The 18,507-nt window shown below is 63.4% G+C and carries 14 protein-coding genes; 6 read left to right on the forward strand and 8 right to left on the reverse strand.

Features of this window, described 5'->3' with window-relative positions; genetic code table 11:
- Window positions 1-25: 25 nt before the first annotated feature.
- Window positions 26-5,743, reverse strand: coding sequence for a membrane-targeted effector domain-containing toxin (locus B9N88_RS18210; RefSeq protein ID WP_027605441.1), 5,718 nt, complete (start codon window positions 5,741-5,743; stop codon window positions 26-28).
- 410 nt (window positions 5,744-6,153) lie between these two features.
- Here B9N88_RS18210 and B9N88_RS18215 point away from each other — a divergent pair, with 410 nt between their 5' ends.
- Complete coding sequence (locus B9N88_RS18215; RefSeq protein ID WP_027605442.1) at window positions 6,154-6,417, forward strand: DUF6124 family protein; 264 nt, start codon at window positions 6,154-6,156, stop codon at window positions 6,415-6,417.
- Between the two features lie 127 nt (window positions 6,418-6,544).
- Here the strand turns inward: B9N88_RS18215 and nagE are convergent, their stop codons facing one another.
- The 7 genes from nagE to B9N88_RS18250 form a co-directional block, all read right to left on the reverse strand.
- A complete protein-coding gene (nagE, locus tag B9N88_RS18220) occupies window positions 6,545-8,251 on the reverse strand; it encodes an N-acetylglucosamine-specific PTS transporter subunit IIBC (RefSeq protein WP_027605443.1) in 1,707 nt (568 codons plus the stop codon).
- 26 nt (window positions 8,252-8,277) lie between these two features.
- Window positions 8,278-10,788 (reverse strand): phosphoenolpyruvate--protein phosphotransferase, encoded by a 2,511-nt coding sequence (ptsP, locus tag B9N88_RS18225; protein ID WP_027605444.1) that lies wholly within the window; start codon window positions 10,786-10,788, stop codon window positions 8,278-8,280.
- A gap of 29 nt (window positions 10,789-10,817) precedes the next feature.
- Window positions 10,818-11,828: an SIS domain-containing protein gene (locus B9N88_RS18230; protein WP_043293508.1), complete on the reverse strand. Its 1,011-nt coding sequence runs from the start codon at window positions 11,826-11,828 to the stop codon at window positions 10,818-10,820.
- Entirely contained in the window at window positions 11,821-12,927 is a 1,107-nt protein-coding gene (gene nagA / locus B9N88_RS18235) for an N-acetylglucosamine-6-phosphate deacetylase (protein ID WP_027605446.1), read from the reverse strand. The genes B9N88_RS18230 and nagA overlap by 8 nt, the downstream gene beginning before the upstream one ends.
- A gap of 10 nt (window positions 12,928-12,937) precedes the next feature.
- Window positions 12,938-13,696 (reverse strand): GntR family transcriptional regulator, encoded by a 759-nt coding sequence (locus B9N88_RS18240; protein WP_027605447.1) that lies wholly within the window; start codon window positions 13,694-13,696, stop codon window positions 12,938-12,940.
- A 262-nt stretch (window positions 13,697-13,958) separates the two neighbouring features.
- The gene (locus B9N88_RS18245; protein ID WP_027605448.1) at window positions 13,959-14,462 is read right to left on the reverse strand and encodes a L,D-transpeptidase family protein; all 504 of its coding nucleotides are present in this window, start codon (window positions 14,460-14,462) and stop codon (window positions 13,959-13,961) included.
- Window positions 14,463-14,499: 37 nt separating this feature from the next.
- Window positions 14,500-15,048 (reverse strand): NUDIX hydrolase, encoded by a 549-nt coding sequence (locus B9N88_RS18250; RefSeq protein WP_027605449.1) that lies wholly within the window; start codon window positions 15,046-15,048, stop codon window positions 14,500-14,502.
- A gap of 146 nt (window positions 15,049-15,194) precedes the next feature.
- On the opposite strand from B9N88_RS18250, the gene B9N88_RS18255 reads away from it, so the two are divergent.
- From B9N88_RS18255 to purT, 5 genes are all read left to right on the forward strand, one after another.
- The gene (locus B9N88_RS18255; protein WP_015885706.1) at window positions 15,195-15,797 is read left to right on the forward strand and encodes a CoA pyrophosphatase; all 603 of its coding nucleotides are present in this window, start codon (window positions 15,195-15,197) and stop codon (window positions 15,795-15,797) included.
- 35 nt (window positions 15,798-15,832) lie between these two features.
- Window positions 15,833-16,357, forward strand: coding sequence for a gamma carbonic anhydrase family protein (locus B9N88_RS18260; protein ID WP_027605450.1), 525 nt, complete (start codon window positions 15,833-15,835; stop codon window positions 16,355-16,357).
- The gene (locus B9N88_RS18265; protein WP_027605451.1) at window positions 16,354-16,569 is read left to right on the forward strand and encodes a DUF1289 domain-containing protein; all 216 of its coding nucleotides are present in this window, start codon (window positions 16,354-16,356) and stop codon (window positions 16,567-16,569) included. The genes B9N88_RS18260 and B9N88_RS18265 overlap by 4 nt, the downstream gene beginning before the upstream one ends.
- A gap of 164 nt (window positions 16,570-16,733) precedes the next feature.
- Window positions 16,734-17,201 carry a VUT family protein gene (locus B9N88_RS18270; protein WP_027605452.1) on the forward strand — a complete coding sequence of 156 codons (468 nt, stop codon included), beginning with the start codon at window positions 16,734-16,736 and terminating at the stop codon, window positions 17,199-17,201.
- A gap of 69 nt (window positions 17,202-17,270) precedes the next feature.
- Window positions 17,271-18,452, forward strand: coding sequence for a formate-dependent phosphoribosylglycinamide formyltransferase (gene purT, locus B9N88_RS18275; RefSeq protein WP_027605453.1), 1,182 nt, complete (start codon window positions 17,271-17,273; stop codon window positions 18,450-18,452).
- The last annotated feature ends 55 nt before the right edge of the window (window positions 18,453-18,507 follow it).

Raw genomic sequence — 18,507 nt, forward strand, 5'->3', positions numbered from 1 at the left:
AATCCGGTGTCAAAGCCTCAATGGCTCAGGGCGCGGGGGTCAACCCGACTTCTGCCTTCAATGCACTGATCAACATGTTTTCGTAGCTGAACCGCTTGCCCTGCATCGGCTCCCAGCGGTCGACATAAAACAGGCCATTGTGGTCGACCTTGATCGGCGTCGACACGATTTCCCCGGTGCGCGAACGATGCAGCAGGATGTTCTGCGAGGGCGACGGGCGTTCGATCAGGAACAGGCCGGGCCGGCTCAGGCGTGTCCTGTCCACCGCTACGAAGGGCGCCGGGGCTTTGGTGCCGGCAACCCCGGCGTCGAGGATCAAGTCGCTGCGCAAGGCCCTGGTGTAAGGGCTGATGCCTTCGGAAACGGTCTCCCAGGCCCCCGCTCGAATGTTCCGGGCCAGGGCCGGGGCGGTGTCCCGCACATGCAGGCTGACCGCGCCCTGGAGTTCCGCGAGGCCAGGCACGCTCAGGTGGGTGTTGGTGTGCGCGCTGCCCACGAAGGCCACCCACTTGTGGGGCCCGTGTGCGGCCTGGTCGGCGTCGATGACCTTGGAGGCGAAGTAACTGAACAGCTGGTTGCGTGAGACATCCGCGTCCCCCAACCCCTTGATGTGGTAACTGGCGGTGCAGTCCAGGGCGCGAATGCGCATGCCGTGCCTTGCCGCGATCTGGATCACTTCGGTATAGGTATCGCTGCCTTTGTAGCCCGGCATATGGCCCCGATCCAGCTGGGTGAGGTAGCGCTTGAGGTTGTCCGGCAGCCGTTGGGTCTGCAGAAAAATATCCAGCTCGTGCTGGTGCAAATCGGTCAGCAGGTGCTCCACGTACAGCGTCTTGAACTCCAGGTCCTTGAGCTTTCCCATGTAATCGCGCAGCAAGCGTTTGCTCGATTGCGCGTTATGCCCTTCACCGATCACCAGCCCCGAAAACTCGCTGTGACGGATTTTCTCCAGCAATGCCTCGGGGGTGTTCGGCAGGCCCAGGACGGATGGCTCGGGCCGGGCTGGCGGCACGTGGCTGGCCAGGTACGTGTCGGCATCCGCACTCAGGCGCGCGCGGGTATCCACAAACGCCCTGAAGGCTTCCTGATGCTCCGGATTCTGCGGGAAGTAGCGCGTGTCCAGGCCATGCCGTGTGCTGGTCTGTCGGACGATGCTATCCCGGAGCGGGACGGCAATGTCGTACTCGCTGTAATGCGCGGCGGCCGCAGGCGCAGTACTGGGCGATGCTGCCGGTTCGGGGGCTTTGTACGGGGTGCGCATGGCCAATTGGTAATCGCCTCTGGCCAGCGCTTCACCCGCCAAGGGGGTGTCGATCCACACGCCCACGGGTTGGTCCGTACCCACATCCACCACGCGCAGTGCGACCGCGTCCTGCAGGTCCGCCAGGCCAGGCGTTTGCTCGAAAGTACGCAGCCGGGAATGATCCACCAGGGCCACCCAGCGTTCATCCTGCTCGTCGAGGGCATCGGCCTGAATGGCTTTGTGGGAGTAATAGTTTCTGATGCTGTTGCCGCGTGGCGTCGTCGGTGGGGTGTCGCCCATTTGCAGGGCGTCGTCCAGCAAGTACGAGGTTGAGGCATCCAGGGCCTTGATCTTCACGCCCTTTTCCTGAGCCTTGCGTACCAGGGCGACGTAGGAGTACTCGGCGTTGTCGGCCAAGCCAAAGGCTTTGTCGACGGTCTTCAGGTGCCGCTCGATGTGCTGCCAGGATTTTCCGCTGTTGAGCTTCTCCAGTTTTGGACGAAACACATCACCGGGCAGGTACTCGATATAAAGGTGTTTGAAACCCTTGCTGATCAACGCGTCCATGTGTGTGACCAGCAGCTGTTTACTGGCAATGGAGCCGGGCACCGCGCCAATGACCAGGTTCTTGTTACCGCTGAAGGCATCGCTGGCGATCAGTTGTGCAAACGACGTGCTGGCGTCCAGGGCCGGAAGCTCGGCGCGGGCCGGCAACGGGTCAAGGGTCTTGAAAAAGTCCTGGGCGTCGGTGGCCAGGCGTTCGGCCTGTTGCAGGTAAGCGGTGCGAAGGGATTTGAGTTCAATGGCGGCGCTTCCCAGGATCACGTCTTGCGAGCCGAAATCCCACTCCGACCGCAGCAGTATCCCGGTGCGCACATCCGGGTCGAGCACCAGTTCCAGTTTGTTGGCGTACTTTGCCGGCATCTCATAAGGCTTGAGCGGCTCCGGTGTGTCGGGCAATTTTTCATACTTGGGCGCGCCACCGGTGACGCCGGTGCGGCGCCAGACGCCTTGTGCATCGGGCGCGGCCACGCGAGTCGTGGAGATCAGTTTGCCGGTAGGCGGATCGAGTCGGTACAACAAATAACGTCCGATCGGGTCCGGGGTGTTCTTCGCCCAAAGCAACTCGCCATCGAACAACACCGCCTGCATGTCTGCCGGCGCCAGTGCCGGGGGTTGCAGGGGATGCACCAGTTTCAGGGCCTCGCTGGCCGCGGTGGCGCTCTGGGCGGCCTCGCGCAGGGCCGGTGTTGCCAGCTGTTTAAGGGAAACCAATGCCGGACGCAGGTCGGTGAATGCCGCGCCGGCGCTGTTCAGTACATAACCGATCAGGTGTGCCACGGCGGCGCTCGTGTCGCCTTGTTGATAGGCGTTCAGGGCCAGCATGCCGTCCTTGAACGCCAGCAGCATGCCCAGGCTCAGGCTGACGATGGGAAACGGTGCGGTAGCAATGGCGGTGACCCATTCCACGCAGGTCCAGAGGATGCCCGTGATCATCTGGGTGCGATTGGCCGTGGTGCCTTCAACGTCGTCGATCCTGCGCTGCAGCTTCATGTCGTACAGCGCCCGACGCAGATCCAGCAGGGGCGGCTGGGCGCGGGTTGCGTCATAGCGTGCCGGGCTGGTGTCGGTTTTGTTCAGGTCCTCGGGCAACTGCGCCTTGGCGGTCTCCAGAAAGGTGCGCACGTTGGCCTGGGATTGGGCGCCGACCCGCAGGGTGAAATAGGCGACCATGCCGGGCACCTTTTTCAACAGGTAGTTGAACTGCCTGGCCTCGCGAAAGCTGATGCCATCCGGTGCGTTGGGGGTGTAGAGCAGCGTCGGAAAATCAGCATGGCTGAAGAGGAAAGTGCCCATCACCCATTCGCCATTGATCAGCAGGCGATGAATGGCGTAGGTGCCGCGTGTGTCGGTGGCCGTTTCATCCATGCTGGCGATACTGCGTTCCAGCCAGGTCCAATCGACCCCGGCGATGTGGCCCTCGAGCCGGCACTCCAGGGCGGCGTTCTGCATCTGGCGCTGGGTGATGCTCAGCGTTGCATTGCGCCGCAGGTCATAGTCCGCGCTGCCGACATTCAGCAATCGGGTCCGCACCTCGCTGATGTAGCGCGCGCCGACCCAGGTGCCGGTGACCGAGCGGGCGACTTTTTCCGCGGTCAACGCGCTCAGGTCAATCCCCTTGGGGCCTTTGAATTGGGCGGCGCGGGAGAACTTCTCGTCGAGGAACCCCACACCGTCGGCATAACCGTCGCGGTACAGCTGGGTATAGGTCAGGGGCGGCGGGGTCAATGAGCCGAGCAGCGCCGGCGGTGAAAATGCCCAGACGGTGTCGGGGTCGACATCGTTCTGAGGCCGTCCCAGCAGCAGGTTCAGGCGTTTTTTTGCCTGTTCATGCAGGTAGTCGGCGAAGCTGGGAAACTGCGCGTCAGACAGCGGAAAGTCCTGGTAGGTGAGCAACGCGCCTTCGCTGTCCTCGGCCAGTTTCAACAGCTTGCGGCGGTTGTCGGCGTGGGTGGAGCGGTACCAGTTCGGGGTGCTGAACTCGTAATCGTCGACGCGGCTCGCCAGCACATGGGCGGACATGGCCTTGAGGCAGTCGGCATGGCTGCCGACGTTGCCAAAGCTGATCTCTTGGTACTCGCGGTCTTGAACCTTGAAGCTCAAGCCGCTCAACACCCGCTTCATCGCTGCGCGAAAACGCAGGGCGACCCGCTTGATCAGGTAGTCGGTCAGGGTGCCAGGCGGATGTTTTTCACCGTTGTCCAGGCTCCAGCCGAGGATGTGCTGCTGGCACGCAAGCTCAGTGTCGAAGGCCTGGAATTGCTGCTCCCGTGGTGCCTCGGGCGTGCACAGCAGCAGGCGGGTGACCGTGCCGCTGGCGTCGGTTTGGCGCAATACCCATATGTCCTGCAACTGGGCCGCATGCAGTGACAGGGTGGCGGCGCTCAGGCGCGCGTCGGTGCCCTGGCGCAGATTCTGCACCAACTGAAAGTCCTCTTCACTGAGATGACCCTGGAGCATGGCGGTATAGGCCAGCGCGTTGATCCGCTGGTCGAGCATCTGTTCGATCGCGCGGCTGAGCGCAGGCTTGGCATGCATCTGCTGTTGCAACTCACCGAACTCGATACGCGGCTGCAGGGTGGTCAATACCTGTGCCAGCCAGGCGGGGGTCAGGTCCTGATAGGCCGGCGGCAGCGGTGCCTCGTGGTAGGTCAGCGTGGTTTTGTTCAGGAAGTCCGAACCCGGCTCGGCATCACCGGCCTGCAGCCCGCGCAGGGCCAGGTCAACCAGATTGCGGTCGTGTTCGTATTCACCGATGGGGTCGACGTAGCGCCGGGTGTTGACCAGCAGGTGTTCCGGCGCCAGGTCGTGGATGTCCAGCTCATCGCTCAAGCGTTCAAGCAGTCGATAGCGGGCCAGGGCCTCAGGGGTAGCGACCGGGCCCAGCACGTCGAGCAGATCCTGACGCGCCACGTTATAGCTCGCCAAGTGAGCGGCGAGCGCGGCCCGCCGCGGTTCGCTGGCGCTGCGATACCAGTCCGGTGCGCTGTGGCGCAGGTGACGCTCCAGCAGGCGTCGGCTGCGCCATTGCAGACGTGCTTCTAAGTCCGGCAAGGCCGCCGCGATGGCCTGGTCCAGGGCGTCGATCAGCACAGCGGCCTCGTGGGCCGGATTGTCTACCAGGCTCAAGGCGCGCTCGATGTCCTCGGTGCGCTTGTCGAGCAGGGCGTTGTAGGTGTGTTCGAACAGCGGTTTGTCGGTGATCGGCGTCAGTTGCAGCGGCCAGATGGCACCGGGCGTCACATCGCGATAACGCACGGGCAACAGTGCCATGAAGTCGCGTCGCTGCCCGGCATCCTCCAGGCCCTGGAGCACGTGCGTATTGAGTTGTGTCAGCGAGCCGAATGCCTCGATCCCGCGCGAAGGCGTGAACAGCATCACTTCCCCTACCGGCACAGCGCTCAGGTCGGTGACCACGGGGCGGGACGTTTCAGTCAGCACAAAGGCGCCGGCCAGCTCCACCGTCCGCTCCTGGTAACGAAAGCTCAGCGCATACAGGCCTGGGCGCAACGTGGCGCCCAGCGGTACACGCGCAAGCATGGCCTGTTGCTGCGGATGCAGCAGGCGGTCCTGGGTACTGACCGCCGTTTCATTGGCCAGGGCGGTGTAGCCGGCTTCAAAGGTCATGAAGGATTTGCGCGGCTTGCCGTCGATTTGCTCGTTGCGATCGAGTGCCAGCAGATAGGTATTCAAGCTGGACTTGAGTGCTTCGACTCGAGTGAGCAGATCGCCCTGGGTGATGTCCTGATAGAGCGCGCGGCTCTTGGCCAGGAACTGCTGGCGGTAACGCTTCAGGATGCCGTTGGTTTTTTCCAGGTAGGCCAGTTCGGTAGACGGTGTGTGTTCGGGCACCAGCGGCTTTTCGATCTGGAGCAGGTGGTGCCCGATCTGATTGAGGTGGCCTTTGATACCTTCAAAGGTCTGGGATGTTGTGCTCACAGGTACGCTCTCCATGCGGGGGTAAGAACCTTGAGCATGCGCAGGCGGGCCATTGGCAGGGAGGTAGATAAGTAGTTTTTTGATTGGTGGGAATGAATCTACCCGACTGCGACCTGCATGTTTCCTACAACCCTTTCAGGTTGTCCCTAGGAACTCACCTCACTAACCTTCGCCAGTCGCTGCTTATTCAGCGACCGGGACTGCAAGCCCGCCGAAACCTCACCAGTTAGTCACAAGCGCCTTTATAATTGCGGCGCTTTTTCATGGTCATCCTATGGTGGCTGTGTGCGGGAGACCTTCGGGTCTACCGAGATTTACTGGTGATTCTCGGTCTTGCAGGCCTGCACACAGCTGCCACCCATCAACTGCAAGTGATGCTGGTAGCGCTTACTTCACACCAGAGGTTTACCATGATCAAAGACAGTCAAAATCCCCCATCCGCCTCTCAACCCACCGACCAACTCTTCACCGTACTTCCCCATCTGAACAGCGAAACCTTGCTTGCCAATGCATCCCAGGACCTGGCGTCCGTGCAGGCGCTTGCGGCCCATCTGGCGTTTGGCATCGACGGCTCGCAGCGTGATGCGGTGCTGGGGATTCACCGGATGGTGGAGGGGATCCAGTTGATGGTGGATCGAGTGCTGGATTTATCCGAGGTGCCTGCGCAGCAGTAATTCGGCGCCGATGAGGCCCATTCGCGAGCAAGCCCGCTCCCACATTTTGATCGGTGCCCGACTTGGCAATACGATCAAAATGTGGGAACGGGCTTGCTCGCGATTGGCCAGTACTGTCACCGCAGTTCTATACCCCGGCGCCTACCTCACGACCACCAACCAAGCGCTCCAATGCTTCTCCCAACCCCGACGCCTGGTCACCCATCAACAGGTGCCAGACCCCGCTATCCAACTGGCGCACACCCTGGCAACCCAACGCCGTCAGTTGCGCTTCGGACACCACCGAATCATCACCCAACTCCACCCGCAGCCGCGTCATCGCCACCGCTTCCAGCTGGCGCACATTGCCTCGACCGCCCAGTGCGGCCAGCCACTGTTCGGCCTCCTGCACATTCACCGCAGCCGGCTTATCCACAGGCGCAGCCGTTACGGGTGCAGAGGCCACAAACCCTGGTATCGCCAACCGAATCTCATCGGCAATGCTGTCCGCCAGCGGCCCGACCACCACCTGCAAACTTCCCCCATTGCCAGGCCGCACCACGGCCATGGCGCCCAGGGCTTTCAACTCGGCATCCACGGCTTTGTTGCGGTCGACCATGTCCAACCGCAGGCGCGTGGTGCAGGCGCCCACACTGAGCAAATTGGCCGCACCGCCCAAGGCCCGGATATAAGCCGTGGCGCGCTGGTTATCAGTCATCGCTTCAGCCTGTGCCACCTGGATATCCTCACGGCCCGGGGTCTTCAGGTTGAAGCGGCGGATGCAGTAGCTGAACACGCTGTAGTAGATCGCCGCGTATGCCAGGCCCACCGGGACTACCAGCCAGCCATTGGTGGATTTGCCCCAGCCCAGCACCATGTCGATAAACCCACCGGAGAAGGTAAAGCCCAGGTGGATATTCAGCAGATTGGTCACCGCCATCGACAGGCCGGTGAGCAGTGCATGGATCAGGTACAGGAACGGCGCGAGGAACATGAAGGCGAATTCGATCGGCTCGGTCACCCCGGTGAGGAACGACGTCAGGGCCATCGACAGGAAAATCCCGCCCATCACTTTGCGCCGCTCCGGCAGGGCGTTGCGGTACATCGCCAGGCAGGCGGCGGGCAGGCCGAACAGCATCACCGGGAACATGCCGGTCATGAACTGGCCGCCTTTGGGGTCGCCGGCAAAATAGCGGGTCAGGTCGCCGGTGACGACGGCACCGGTGACGGGGTCGGTGAAGGTACCGAACACAAACCACGCCATATTGTTGAGGATATGGTGCAAACCGGTGACGATCAGCAGGCGGTTGAACACGCCAAATACGAACGCGCCGAAGCTGCCGCTCTCCATCAGCAATACGCCGAAGCTGTTGATACCGTGCTGGATCGGCGGCCAGATCAGGCCGAAGATCACCCCCAGCGCCACCGCCGAGAACCCGGTGACAATCGGCACAAACCGCCGCCCGCCGAAGAACGCCAGGTACTCCGGCAGCTTGATGTCCTTGAAGCGGTTATACAGCGCACCGGCCATCAGGCCGCTGGCGATACCGGCGAGCATGCCCATGTTGATGCTGCTGTCCATCACCTTGAGGGTGGAGATCATCACCAGGTAGCCAATCGCACCGGCAAGTCCCGCCGTGCCGTTATTGTCACGGGCAAAGCCCACGGCGATGCCGATGGCGAAGATCAGTGCCAGGTTGGCGAAAATCGCCTGCCCGGCGTCGTGCATCACCGCGATGTTCAACAGGTCGGTGTCACCCAATCGCAGCAGCAGGCCGGCAATCGGCAGGATGGCGATGGGCAGCATCAGCGCGCGGCCCAGGCGTTGCAGGCCTTCGATGAATAATTGGTGCATGGCGGGTCTCCTTTTTCTTGTTGTTGTCAGCTCAGCGGCCAGTGGTGTTGACAGGCTTGGCGAACCGCCCTGGCGCTGCTCAGGTCAAGCAGGCCAAGGCTCAGTTGCCGGCATTGCGCCGCGTCCAGGTGACGGACGCGGTCCTTGATTTCTGCGATCTGCGGCGGGCTCACCGACAGTTCGCTGACTCCCAGGCCGATCAACACCGGCGTGGCCAACGGGTCGGACGCCAGGGCGCCGCACACGCCGACCCAACGTCCGTTTTTCGCCGCGCCGGCGCAGGTCTGGGCGATCAGCCGCAACAGCGCCGGGTGCAGGGCATCGACACGCGCGGCGAGGCCCGCATGGTCGCGGTCCATGGCCAGGGTGTACTGGGACAGGTCATTGGTGCCGATGGACAGGAAGTCTGCGTGCTCGGCCAATTGTTCGGCCATCAGCGCCGCAGCGGGCACTTCGATCATCACCCCCAGCTCGGGGCGTTGGCTCAGTTCCAGCTCTGCACTCAACTCATCCAGGCGCTGGCGGATCTGCAGCAGTTCGTCGACTTCGCTGACCATCGGCAGCAGGATGCGGCAGCGCGCCAACGGGGAGACTTGCAGCAGCGCCCGCAGTTGCTGGTCGAGCAGTTCTGGACGTACCTGGGCCATGCGGATGCCGCGCAGGCCCAACACCGGGTTGGCTTCGGCGGGCAGCGGCAGGTAGTCGAGCTGCTTGTCGCCACCGACATCGATGGTGCGGATGATCACCGACTTGTCGCCCATGGCGTCCAGCACGGCTTGATAAGCGTGGCATTGTTCCTGTTCATCCGGCGCGGTGCGGCGGTCGACGAAGAGGAACTCGGTGCGCAGCAGGCCGACGCCGTCGGCGCCGTTTTCAAAGGCCACCTGGGCCTCGGCGCTGGAGGCGACATTGGCGGCCACTTCGATGTTCACGCCATCGCGGGTTTGCGCCGGTTGTTGGGCCTGGGCCTGTTGCTGCCGACGACGCAGTGTCTGCGCGTCGCGGATCCGGTGGACTTCGGCATGACGCGCCTCGCTGGGGGCCAGTTCCAGGCGGCCGTTGCCGGCGTCGAGCACCACGCGCTGGCCGTGCGGCACATCGAGTACCTCAGCGCCCAACGCGACGACACATGGCAAGCCTTTGCCCCGCGCCAGGATGGCGACATGGGACGTGGCGCCGCCTTCGGCCATGCAGATCCCGGCAGCCTGTTGCGCACTCAGGTGCAGCAAATCCGAAGGAGTCAGTTCATGGGCGCTGACAATCGCTCCCGCAGGCAATTCGAAATGCCAGGCTTCACCCAACAGTGCGCGCAGGACCCGTTGCTGCAGGTCGCGCAGGTCGTTGGCGCGTTCGGCGAACAGCGGCTTGCCCAGGGCCAGCAATACCGCGCACTGCGCCTGGATCGCATCGCGCCAGGCGTGGGTCGCGGCGCTGCCGTGTTCGATGGCGTCGGCGGCGGCTTCCAGCAGGGCGGGGTCTTCGAGCAGGGCCAGGTGGGCGGCGAAGATCTCTTCTTCTTCGACGGCCTTGCGTTGGCGCGCCTGGTCCAGGGTGCTGCGGATTTCACCGCGCACCTGCTCCAGGGCTGCGTCCAGGCGTTGCAGTTGTTCGTCAGTGACGTGATGGCCGGGGTCCGACGGCAACTCGATACCGGCCAGCCGAAACAACGGCCCGCAGACCAGGCCCGGTGCCGCGCACACGCCCTGCAACACATCAACTTCCGTCGTTGCCCGGCGCGGCATGGCGACGACCGGTGCGTGGTGTTCTGCCTTGACGGCGGCGGACAAGGCCGCGACCAGCGCCTGCAGCGCGGCCTCGGCGTCCTTGCCGCGACAGCTCACGCGCACCTCGTCGCCTTCGCCAATGCCCAGCCCCATCAGGCCGATCAGGCTGTCGCAGGCGGCCGACCTGGCGCCGAAGTGCACCTGCGCCTGGCTGCTGAAACCCTGGGCGGTCTTGCGGATCAACGCCGCCGGCCGCGCGTGCAGGCCGCCACGGTGAGTCACGCGCACGCTGGCGCTGGCTTCGGCGACGGCGTTATCCACCGCCGCTTGCTGCGCTGCGTTCGCACGCGGCACAACCTGCACCAGGGGGTCGCCCAGCCTGACGGTTTTCGCGGCCAGCGGGCGCAGTTCAAAGTGTTCGCCATTGGTGAGGATGATCAGGCTGACCAGGCTTTTGCACTGGCGGGCGATACGGTCCAGGTCAAAGCGCACCAGCGCCTGCCCATTGCTGACCCGGGCGCCGTCCTTGACCAGCAGGGCAAACCCTTCGCCGTTCAATTCGACCGTGTCGATGCCGATGTGCAGCAACACTTCGGCGCCGTTGTCGGCGCGTATCGTCAAGGCGTGGCCGGTGCGGGCGACATGGATGACCACACCATCGCACGGCGCATGCAGGCAATCGTTGAGCGGGTCGATAGCCATGCCGTCGCCCAGGGCGCCGCTGGCGAACACGTCGTCAGGCACGTTGCCCAGGGCCAGTAACGGCCCGCTGAGGGGGGCGTTGAGGGTCAGTTCATTATTGTTGTTGGGCATGGGCACGGTACTCATCAGGAAAGCGCGACTCAGTGAGTGCGGGTAACTTTGCTCAGGTGGCGCGGCTGGTCCGGGTCCAGGCCTCGGGCGACGGACAGGCCGGCCGCCATGACATAGAAACTCTGGATCGCCAGGATCGGGTCCAGGCTCGGGTGTTCGGCGCGGCTCAGGGTCAAGTCGCGTTCGGCGATATCGTCCGGTGCTGCGAGCAGCACGCGGGCACCGCGTTGGCGCATATCGGCGGCCAGGCTCAACAGGCCGGCTTGCTCGGCACCCCGTGGTGCGAAGACCAGCAGCGGGTAGTCCGCGCCGATCAAGGCCATCGGCCCGTGGCGCACCTCGGCGCTGCTGAAGGCTTCGGCCTGGATCGCCGAGGTTTCCTTGAGCTTGAGCGCCGCTTCCTGGGCGATGGCAAAACCGGCGCCCCGGCCGATCACCATGAGTTGCTGGCAGCCGCGCAGCGCCTCGATTGCGTGGGTCCAGTCCTGCCTGGCGGCTTCACGCAGGCCTTCGGGCAGGGCCTGGCAGGCTTGCAGCAAGTCGGGCTCCTGGTTCCAGTGGCCGATCAACAGCGCGCTGGCGCTGAGGGTGGCGATAAAGCTCTTGGTCGCGGCCACGCTGAGTTCCGGCCCGGCGCACAGGGGCACATGGAATTCGCAGGCGGCTTCCAGCGGCGAGTCTTCGGCGTTGACCAGCGAGATGCTCAAGGCGCCACGCTTGCGCAACAGGCGCAGGCTGTTGACCAGGTCCGGGCTCTGCCCCGACTGGGAGAAACCGAACGCTACCTGGCCGCTGACTTTCATGGGTGCTTGCAACAAGGTCACCACCGACATCGGCAACGACGCCACCGGGATGCCGACATGCTGCATGGCCAGGTAGGCGAAGTAGCTGGCGGCGTGGTCCGAGCTGCCCCGCGCAATGGTCATCGCCACTTGCGGCGGCTGGCGGCGCAGGCGGCCGGCGACTTCTTCCAGCCGTGGGCCCAGGCGTTGCAGTTGCGCCGCGACGGCGTCACCGGAGGCCAAGGCCTCTTCAAGCATTTTTGAAGACAATGGTTTCTCCTTCGACCATGACGTCGGTGAGGTGCAGGGAGCGGTCCAGGCGCACGCAGTCGGCAAAGCTGCCGGGTTGCAGGCGACCGCGTTGTTCCAGGCCCAGGTAGTCCGCCGGAAATTGCGACAGGCGTTGTGAGGCTTCGCTGATGGGCAGGCCGATCTTCACCAGGTTGCGCAGCGCCTGATCCATGGTCAGGGTGCTGCCGGCCAGGGTGCCGTCGGCCAGGCGCACGCCGCCCAGGCATTTGGTCACGGTGTGGCTGCCCAGCTTGTACTCGCCGTCGGGCATGCCGGCGGCGGCGGTGGAATCGGTGACGCAGTACAGGCACGGGATCGCGCGCAGGGCCACGCGCATGGCGCCGGGGTGCACGTGGAGCAGATCCGGGATCAGCTCGGCGTACTTGGCGTGGGCCAGTGCCGCGCCGACGATGCCGGGTTCGCGGTGATGCAACGGACTCATGGCGTTGTACAAATGGGTGAAGCTGGTGGCGCCGGCGGCGAGGGCGGCGACGCCTTCTTCATAGCTGCCCAGGGTGTGGCCGATCTGCATGCGCACGCCGCGTTCGCTGAGGGCGCGGATCAGGGCGTCGTGGCCGGCGATTTCCGGGGCGATGGTGATCACCCGGATCGGCGCCAGGCGCAGGTAGGCTTCGACTTCGGCCATCAAGGCGGTGTGGGCGAAGTTGGGTTGCGCGCCGAGTTTTCCCGGGTTGATGTAGGGGCCTTCCAGGTGCACGCCGAGTACCCGGGCGCTGCCCGTAGGACGCTGCTCGCAGAAGCGCCCGAGTTGGCCGAGCACGCTGGAGATTTCATCCACCGGCGCGGTCATGGTGGTGGCCAACAGCGACGTCGTACCAAAACGCACATGGGTGCGGGTGATGGTCTCGAAAGCGTCGGCGCCTTCCATGATGTCTTTACCGCCGCCGCCGTGGACGTGCAGGTCGATAAAACCCGGCAGCAGGTAGGGCAGGTCGTTTTCAGCCGGGTCGCAAGGTTCGCCCTCGATGGCGATGACCTTGCCGTGCTGGTGCACCAGGCGGCCGCGCATCCAGCCGTGGGGCGTGAGGATATTGTCTTCGGACATGGGCAGTTCTCTAAGGCCGCAACTCGGCGGCAAAGTCATAACGGCGAAGCTCTGCGACAAAGTCGTAGTAGTCGTTGCGGCAGTAGGTGTCGGTGATTTCGATCGGCGTGTTGTCGGCGGTGTAGCCGACCCGGGTCATCAGCAGCATGGCGGTGCCGGGGGCGATGCCCACCAGCCTGGCGAATTCGTCCGAGGCGTTGATCGCCTGGATGTGTTGCAGGGCGCGAACGATGGGTTTGCCGATGCCTTCCAGGTATTCGTACAGCGAATGGCCGATGGCTTGCGGCTGCGGCAGTACCGAGGCGGGCATGGCGGTCATCTCGATGGCCATCACGGTGTCATCGGCCTTACGCAGGCGTTTGAGACGCGCCACCTTGTCGGTCGGCGACAGGCACAGGCGGATCAGTTCTTCGTGGGTCGGCGGGGTGATCTCGCGCTCGAGCCATTGGGAGCTGGGCACAAAGCCCTTGAGGCGCAACATCTCGCTGAACCCCGACAAGCGCGACAGCGGCTGTTCCAGGCGTGGCGTGATAAAGGTGCCGGAGCCCTGGCTGCGGCGGATCAGGCCTTGGGCGAATAACACTTCCAACGCTTTACGGGCGGTGACCCGCGAAATGCTCAGCTGTTCGCTGAGGGCGCGCTCCGAGGGCAGGGCCTGTTCGGATTTCCACTGGCCGGCATGGATCGCCGCTTCGAGGTTGCGGGCCAATTGCAGGTACAGCGGCGTGGATTGCTTGTCGTCGGGACGCAGCGTCAGGATGGGGTTCATCTATGAAGTTTCCGATGCGGTTATTGGAGTGTTGTCGCCCGGTATTGGCCGGAAGCTAATACCACTTAAATACCATGTCAATGCCGCTAAAACGGTGCAAGTACCGGTTTCAGGGCGCCTTAATGGTGCCTGGTATCAAGTGGTATTAGAGAGGTCTTTATCGCGCGCAGAAATGCGCAGCCTGCGCGGTGAACTGGTATTCACCGGCAGGCGTGGGAGGGGGAGGGAAATATTTTTAATTAAATTACGAACGGTCGAAGATTTACGGGCGGATCTCGATCAGCGTGCCGTCCTTGACCAGGTTCCAGACTTCGCGCATGTCGACGTTGCGCATGCCGATGCAGCCGTCGGTCCAGTCCAGGGTGTGGAACCACTGCTCCGGGTACTCTTCGGTGTCGGGCGTGCCGTGGATCATGATCATGCTGCCGGGCTTCACCCCTTCGCGGCGGGCGCGGGCGGCATCGCTGATATTCGGGTAGGAGATGTGCATGGACAGGTAGTAGCGGTCGCTGGTCTTGCGCCAGTCGATCCAGTACAGGCCTTCCGGCGTGCGGCGGTCGCCCTCGATCAGCTTGTGGCCCTTGGGGTTCTTGCCCAGGGAAATCCGATAGGTCTTGAGGGGCTTGCCGTCGTTGATCAACTGCAATTGGTGGGCGGACTTGAGCACCAGGACTTTTTCGACCGTCTTGCCGCCCAGGGTTTCCACGGTAGAGGCCGGCGAAAGCGTGGCGAACGACAGGCAGATCAGAGCAAGCAACCAACGCATTAAAACGGTATCCCTGTGGCGACGAGCTGCCGAATGGTTATTGGGCGGGCTTGGAAAGAGGTGGCACGGCTTCGCTGCGCACCGGGAACGACTGCTGGCGGCGGTCAGCGAAAAAGTATTCTAGGGTACGCCCGACCGTGCGGAAAGCCAGCTCGGACCAAGGGATGTCCGCCTCGTCGAACAGCTGCACTTCGAGGCTTTCGGGGCCTGCGGCGAAGTCCAGGTCGACCAGTTCGGCGCGGTAGAAGATATGCACCTGGCTGATGTGCGGCACATCGATCAGGGTATAGAGGCTCAGGTTGCGCACCCGGGCGCAGGCCTCTTCCAGGGTTTCGCGCATGGCGGCCTGTTCCACGGTCTCGCCGTTCTCCATGAAGCCTGCGGGCAGGGTCCAGTAACCCAGGCGCGGCTCGATGGCGCGGCGGCACAGCAGCACTTTATCGCCCCATACCGGCAGGGTGCCGGCGACGATATTGGGGTTCTGATAGTGAATGGTCGAGCAGTGATCACACACAAAACGCAGGCGGGCGTCGCCTTCGGGAATGCGCTGGGTAACCGGTTTACCGCACTGGCTGCAGAAATTCATGCTGGGGTTCCTGGAAAGTGCGTCTATCTTGGCTTGGCTGGCAGGGCCCTGCAAGTTGTCGTTTAGCGACATGCTCCGGGTTTTGGGGTTGGGCGCCCGGCGGCTTTGGTGCATGATGCAAGGTAGCCAACAGACCGAGATGACTCATGCTGGACGAGCTACTTCGCCGGGTAAGCAATCACACCCCCCACACGCTGGAAACCGACGGGCGTTTCCCCGAGGCCGCGGTGCTGGTGCCGATTACCCGCAGTGACGAACCTGAGCTGATCCTGACCCTGCGCGCCAGCGGCCTGTCGACCCATGGTGGCGAAGTGGCCTTTCCCGGCGGGCGCCGCGACCCCGAAGACCCGGACCTGATCTTCACCGCCCTGCGTGAAGCCGAAGAAGAAATCGGCCTGCCCCCCGGCCTGGTGGAGGTCATCGGCCCGCTGAGTCCGTTGATCTCCCTGCACGGCATCCGGGTCACGCCCTATGTGGGGGTGATCCCCGACTATGTCGAATACCTGGCCAACGATGCCGAGATTGCCGCCGTCTTCAGCGTGCCTTTGGATTTTTTCCGACAGGACCCGCGCGAACATACCCACCGCATCGATTACCAGGGCCGCAGTTGGTACGTGCCCAGTTATCGCTTCGGCGAATACAAGATCTGGGGCCTGACGGCAATCATGATCGTCGAGTTGATCAACCTGCTTTATGACGACGCCCAGATCAGCCTGCACCAGCCGCCCAAGAGCTTCATCAATACCTAAGCCGTCGTTTGAACGGCCAGCCGTGAGGGAACAGCATGAAATACCGTCTGGGCGATGCCCGCGTCGAGACCCATCCGCACAGCTGGGTGGCGCCGAATGCCACGCTGGTGGGCAAGGTCAAGCTGGAGGAGGGCGCCAATGTCTGGTTCAACGCGGTGCTGCGTGGCGACAACGAGCTGATCCTGATCGGCAAGAACAGCAACGTGCAGGACGGCAGCGTGATGCACACCGACATGGGCTACCCGCTGACCCTGGGCACCGGCGTGACCATCGGCCATAACGCCATGCTGCATGGCTGCACGGTCGACGATTACAGCCTGATCGGTATCAATGCGGTGATCCTCAACGGCGCCAAGATCGGCAAGCACTGCATCATCGGCGCCAACTCGTTGATCGGTGAAGGCAAGGAAATCCCCGATGGTTCCCTGGTGATGGGCTCGCCGGGCAAAGTGGTGCGTGAATTGACCGACGCACAGAAGCGGATGCTGGAAGCCAGCGCTGCGCACTATGTGCATAACGCCCAGCGTTACGCGCGGGATCTGGCAGAGCAGGAAGAATGAGTGCAGTTGAACGACCTGTTGCCTCGCCCTGCGTGAGTATTTGTGCGCTGGATGATGACGATATCTGCACCGGCTGCCAGCGCACCGTGGATGAGATTACGCGTTGGAGCCGCATGGACAACGCCGAGCGCCGGGTGGTGTTGGGTTTGTGTCATGAGCGGGCGGTGGCGGGTGGGTTGGTGTTTATGGCTTCTGGTAAATCCGGAGCCTGATGGATCGCCATCGGGGGCAAGCCCCCTCCCACATTTTGACCGCATTCCTACAGATTAAACGCGGTTAAGTGTGGGAGGGGGCTTGCCCCCGATGAGGTCCGCCCAGACGACATATTTCCAAATGTGAAGTACCCTGTGCCCCTTGTTCACAGGTCCCTCGCCCCATGCTCTTCCTGATCGCCTACATCAGCAGCGTCGTGCTGATCAACTTCGCCTTCTCCACCGCCCCGCACCTGGACGTCATCTGGTCGGCTTGGGGCGGCCTGGTGTTTATCCTGCGCGACATGGTGCAGACCCGCTTCGGCCATGGGGCGATCATCGCCATGCTGGCGGCGCTGGCATTGTCGTATATCACCTCCGATCCCTCCATCGCCCTGGCCAGCGCCACGGCATTCGCGGTGTCCGAGTGCATCGACTGGCTGGTGTTCAGCATCACCAAGCGCCCGCTCCACGACCGCCTGTGGATAAGTTCGGCGCTGAGCATTCCCCTTGATACCTTTATCTTCTTCGGCCTGATCGGTGCGCTCACCCCTGCCGTGGTGGGCACTGCCTTGGCGTCGAAGTTCGCCGGGGTCACGGTGGTGTGGCTGATCATGGCCTGGCGCATCCGCAAGCGGGCCGTCGCCAACTGAGGCCAATTTTTACAGTTCATGTAAAATGCCGGCCTTTCTCCCCATGATCCGCTCCCCTGAGGACCTGAGATGACCCGAATCGGAACTCCATTGTCGCCAACCGCGACCCGCGTTTTGCTGTGTGGCTGCGGTGAGCTGGGCAAGGAAGTGGTGATTGAACTGCAACGCCTGGGCGTTGAAGTGATTGCCGTGGATCGCTACGCCAGCGCGCCGGCCATGCAGGTTGCCCATCGCAGCCATGTGATCAACATGCTCGACGGTGCCGCCCTGCGTGCGGTGATCGAAGCGGAAAAACCGCACTTCATCGTGCCGGAAATCGAAGCCATCGCCACCGCCACCCTGGTGGAGCTGGAGGCCGAAGGCTTCACGGTGATCCCGACCGCCCGCGCCACGTCGCTGACCATGAACCGTGAGGGCATCCGTCGCCTGGCCGCCGAAGAGCTGGACCTGCCGACCTCGCCGTACCACTTCGCCGACACCTTCGAAGACTACAGCAAGGCCGTCCAGGACCTGGGCTTCCCCTGCGTGGTCAAGCCGGTGATGAGCTCGTCGGGCAAGGGCCAGAGCCTGCTGCGCAGCGTCGACGACGTGCAGAAAGCCTGGGACTACGCCCAGGAAGGCGGGCGTGCCGGTAAAGGCCGGGTGATCATCGAAGGCTTTATCGACTTCGACTACGAAATCACCCTGCTGACCGTGCGTCACATCGGCGGCACCACCTTCTGCGCGCCGGTCGGCCACCGTCAGGAGAAGGGCGACTACCAGGAATCCTGGCAGCCGCAAGCCATGAGCCCGGTTGCCCTGGCCGAGTCCGAGCGCGTGGCCAAGGCAGTGACCGAGGCGTTGGGCGGTCGTGGCCTGTTTGGCGTGGAGCTGTTCATCAAAGGCGATCAGGTGTGGTTCAGCGAAGTGTCGCCGCGCCCCCATGACACCGGCCTGGTGACCCTGATTTCCCAGGACCTGTCACAGTTTGCCCTGCATGCGCGCGCCATCCTCGGCCTGCCGATCCCGTTGATCCGTCAGTTCGGGCCTTCGGCTTCGGCGGTGATTCTGGTGGAAGGGCAGTCGACCCAGACCGCATTCGCCAACCTCGGCGCGGCCTTGAGTGAGCCGGACACGGCGTTGCGTCTGTTTGGCAAGCCAGAAGTGAATGGCCAGCGCCGCATGGGCGTGGCGTTGGCGCGGGATGAGTCGATTGAAGCGGCTCGTGCCAAGGCGACCCGTGCTTCCCAAGCGGTTGTGGTAGAGCTCTAAAAGCATCGGGAGCAAGCCCCCTCCCACACTCGAATGTGGGAGGGGGCCTGCCCCG

It is taken from the genome of Pseudomonas sp. LAMO17WK12:I1 (assembly GCF_900177315.1).
GTDB lineage: Bacteria > Pseudomonadota > Gammaproteobacteria > Pseudomonadales > Pseudomonadaceae > Aquipseudomonas > Aquipseudomonas marginalis.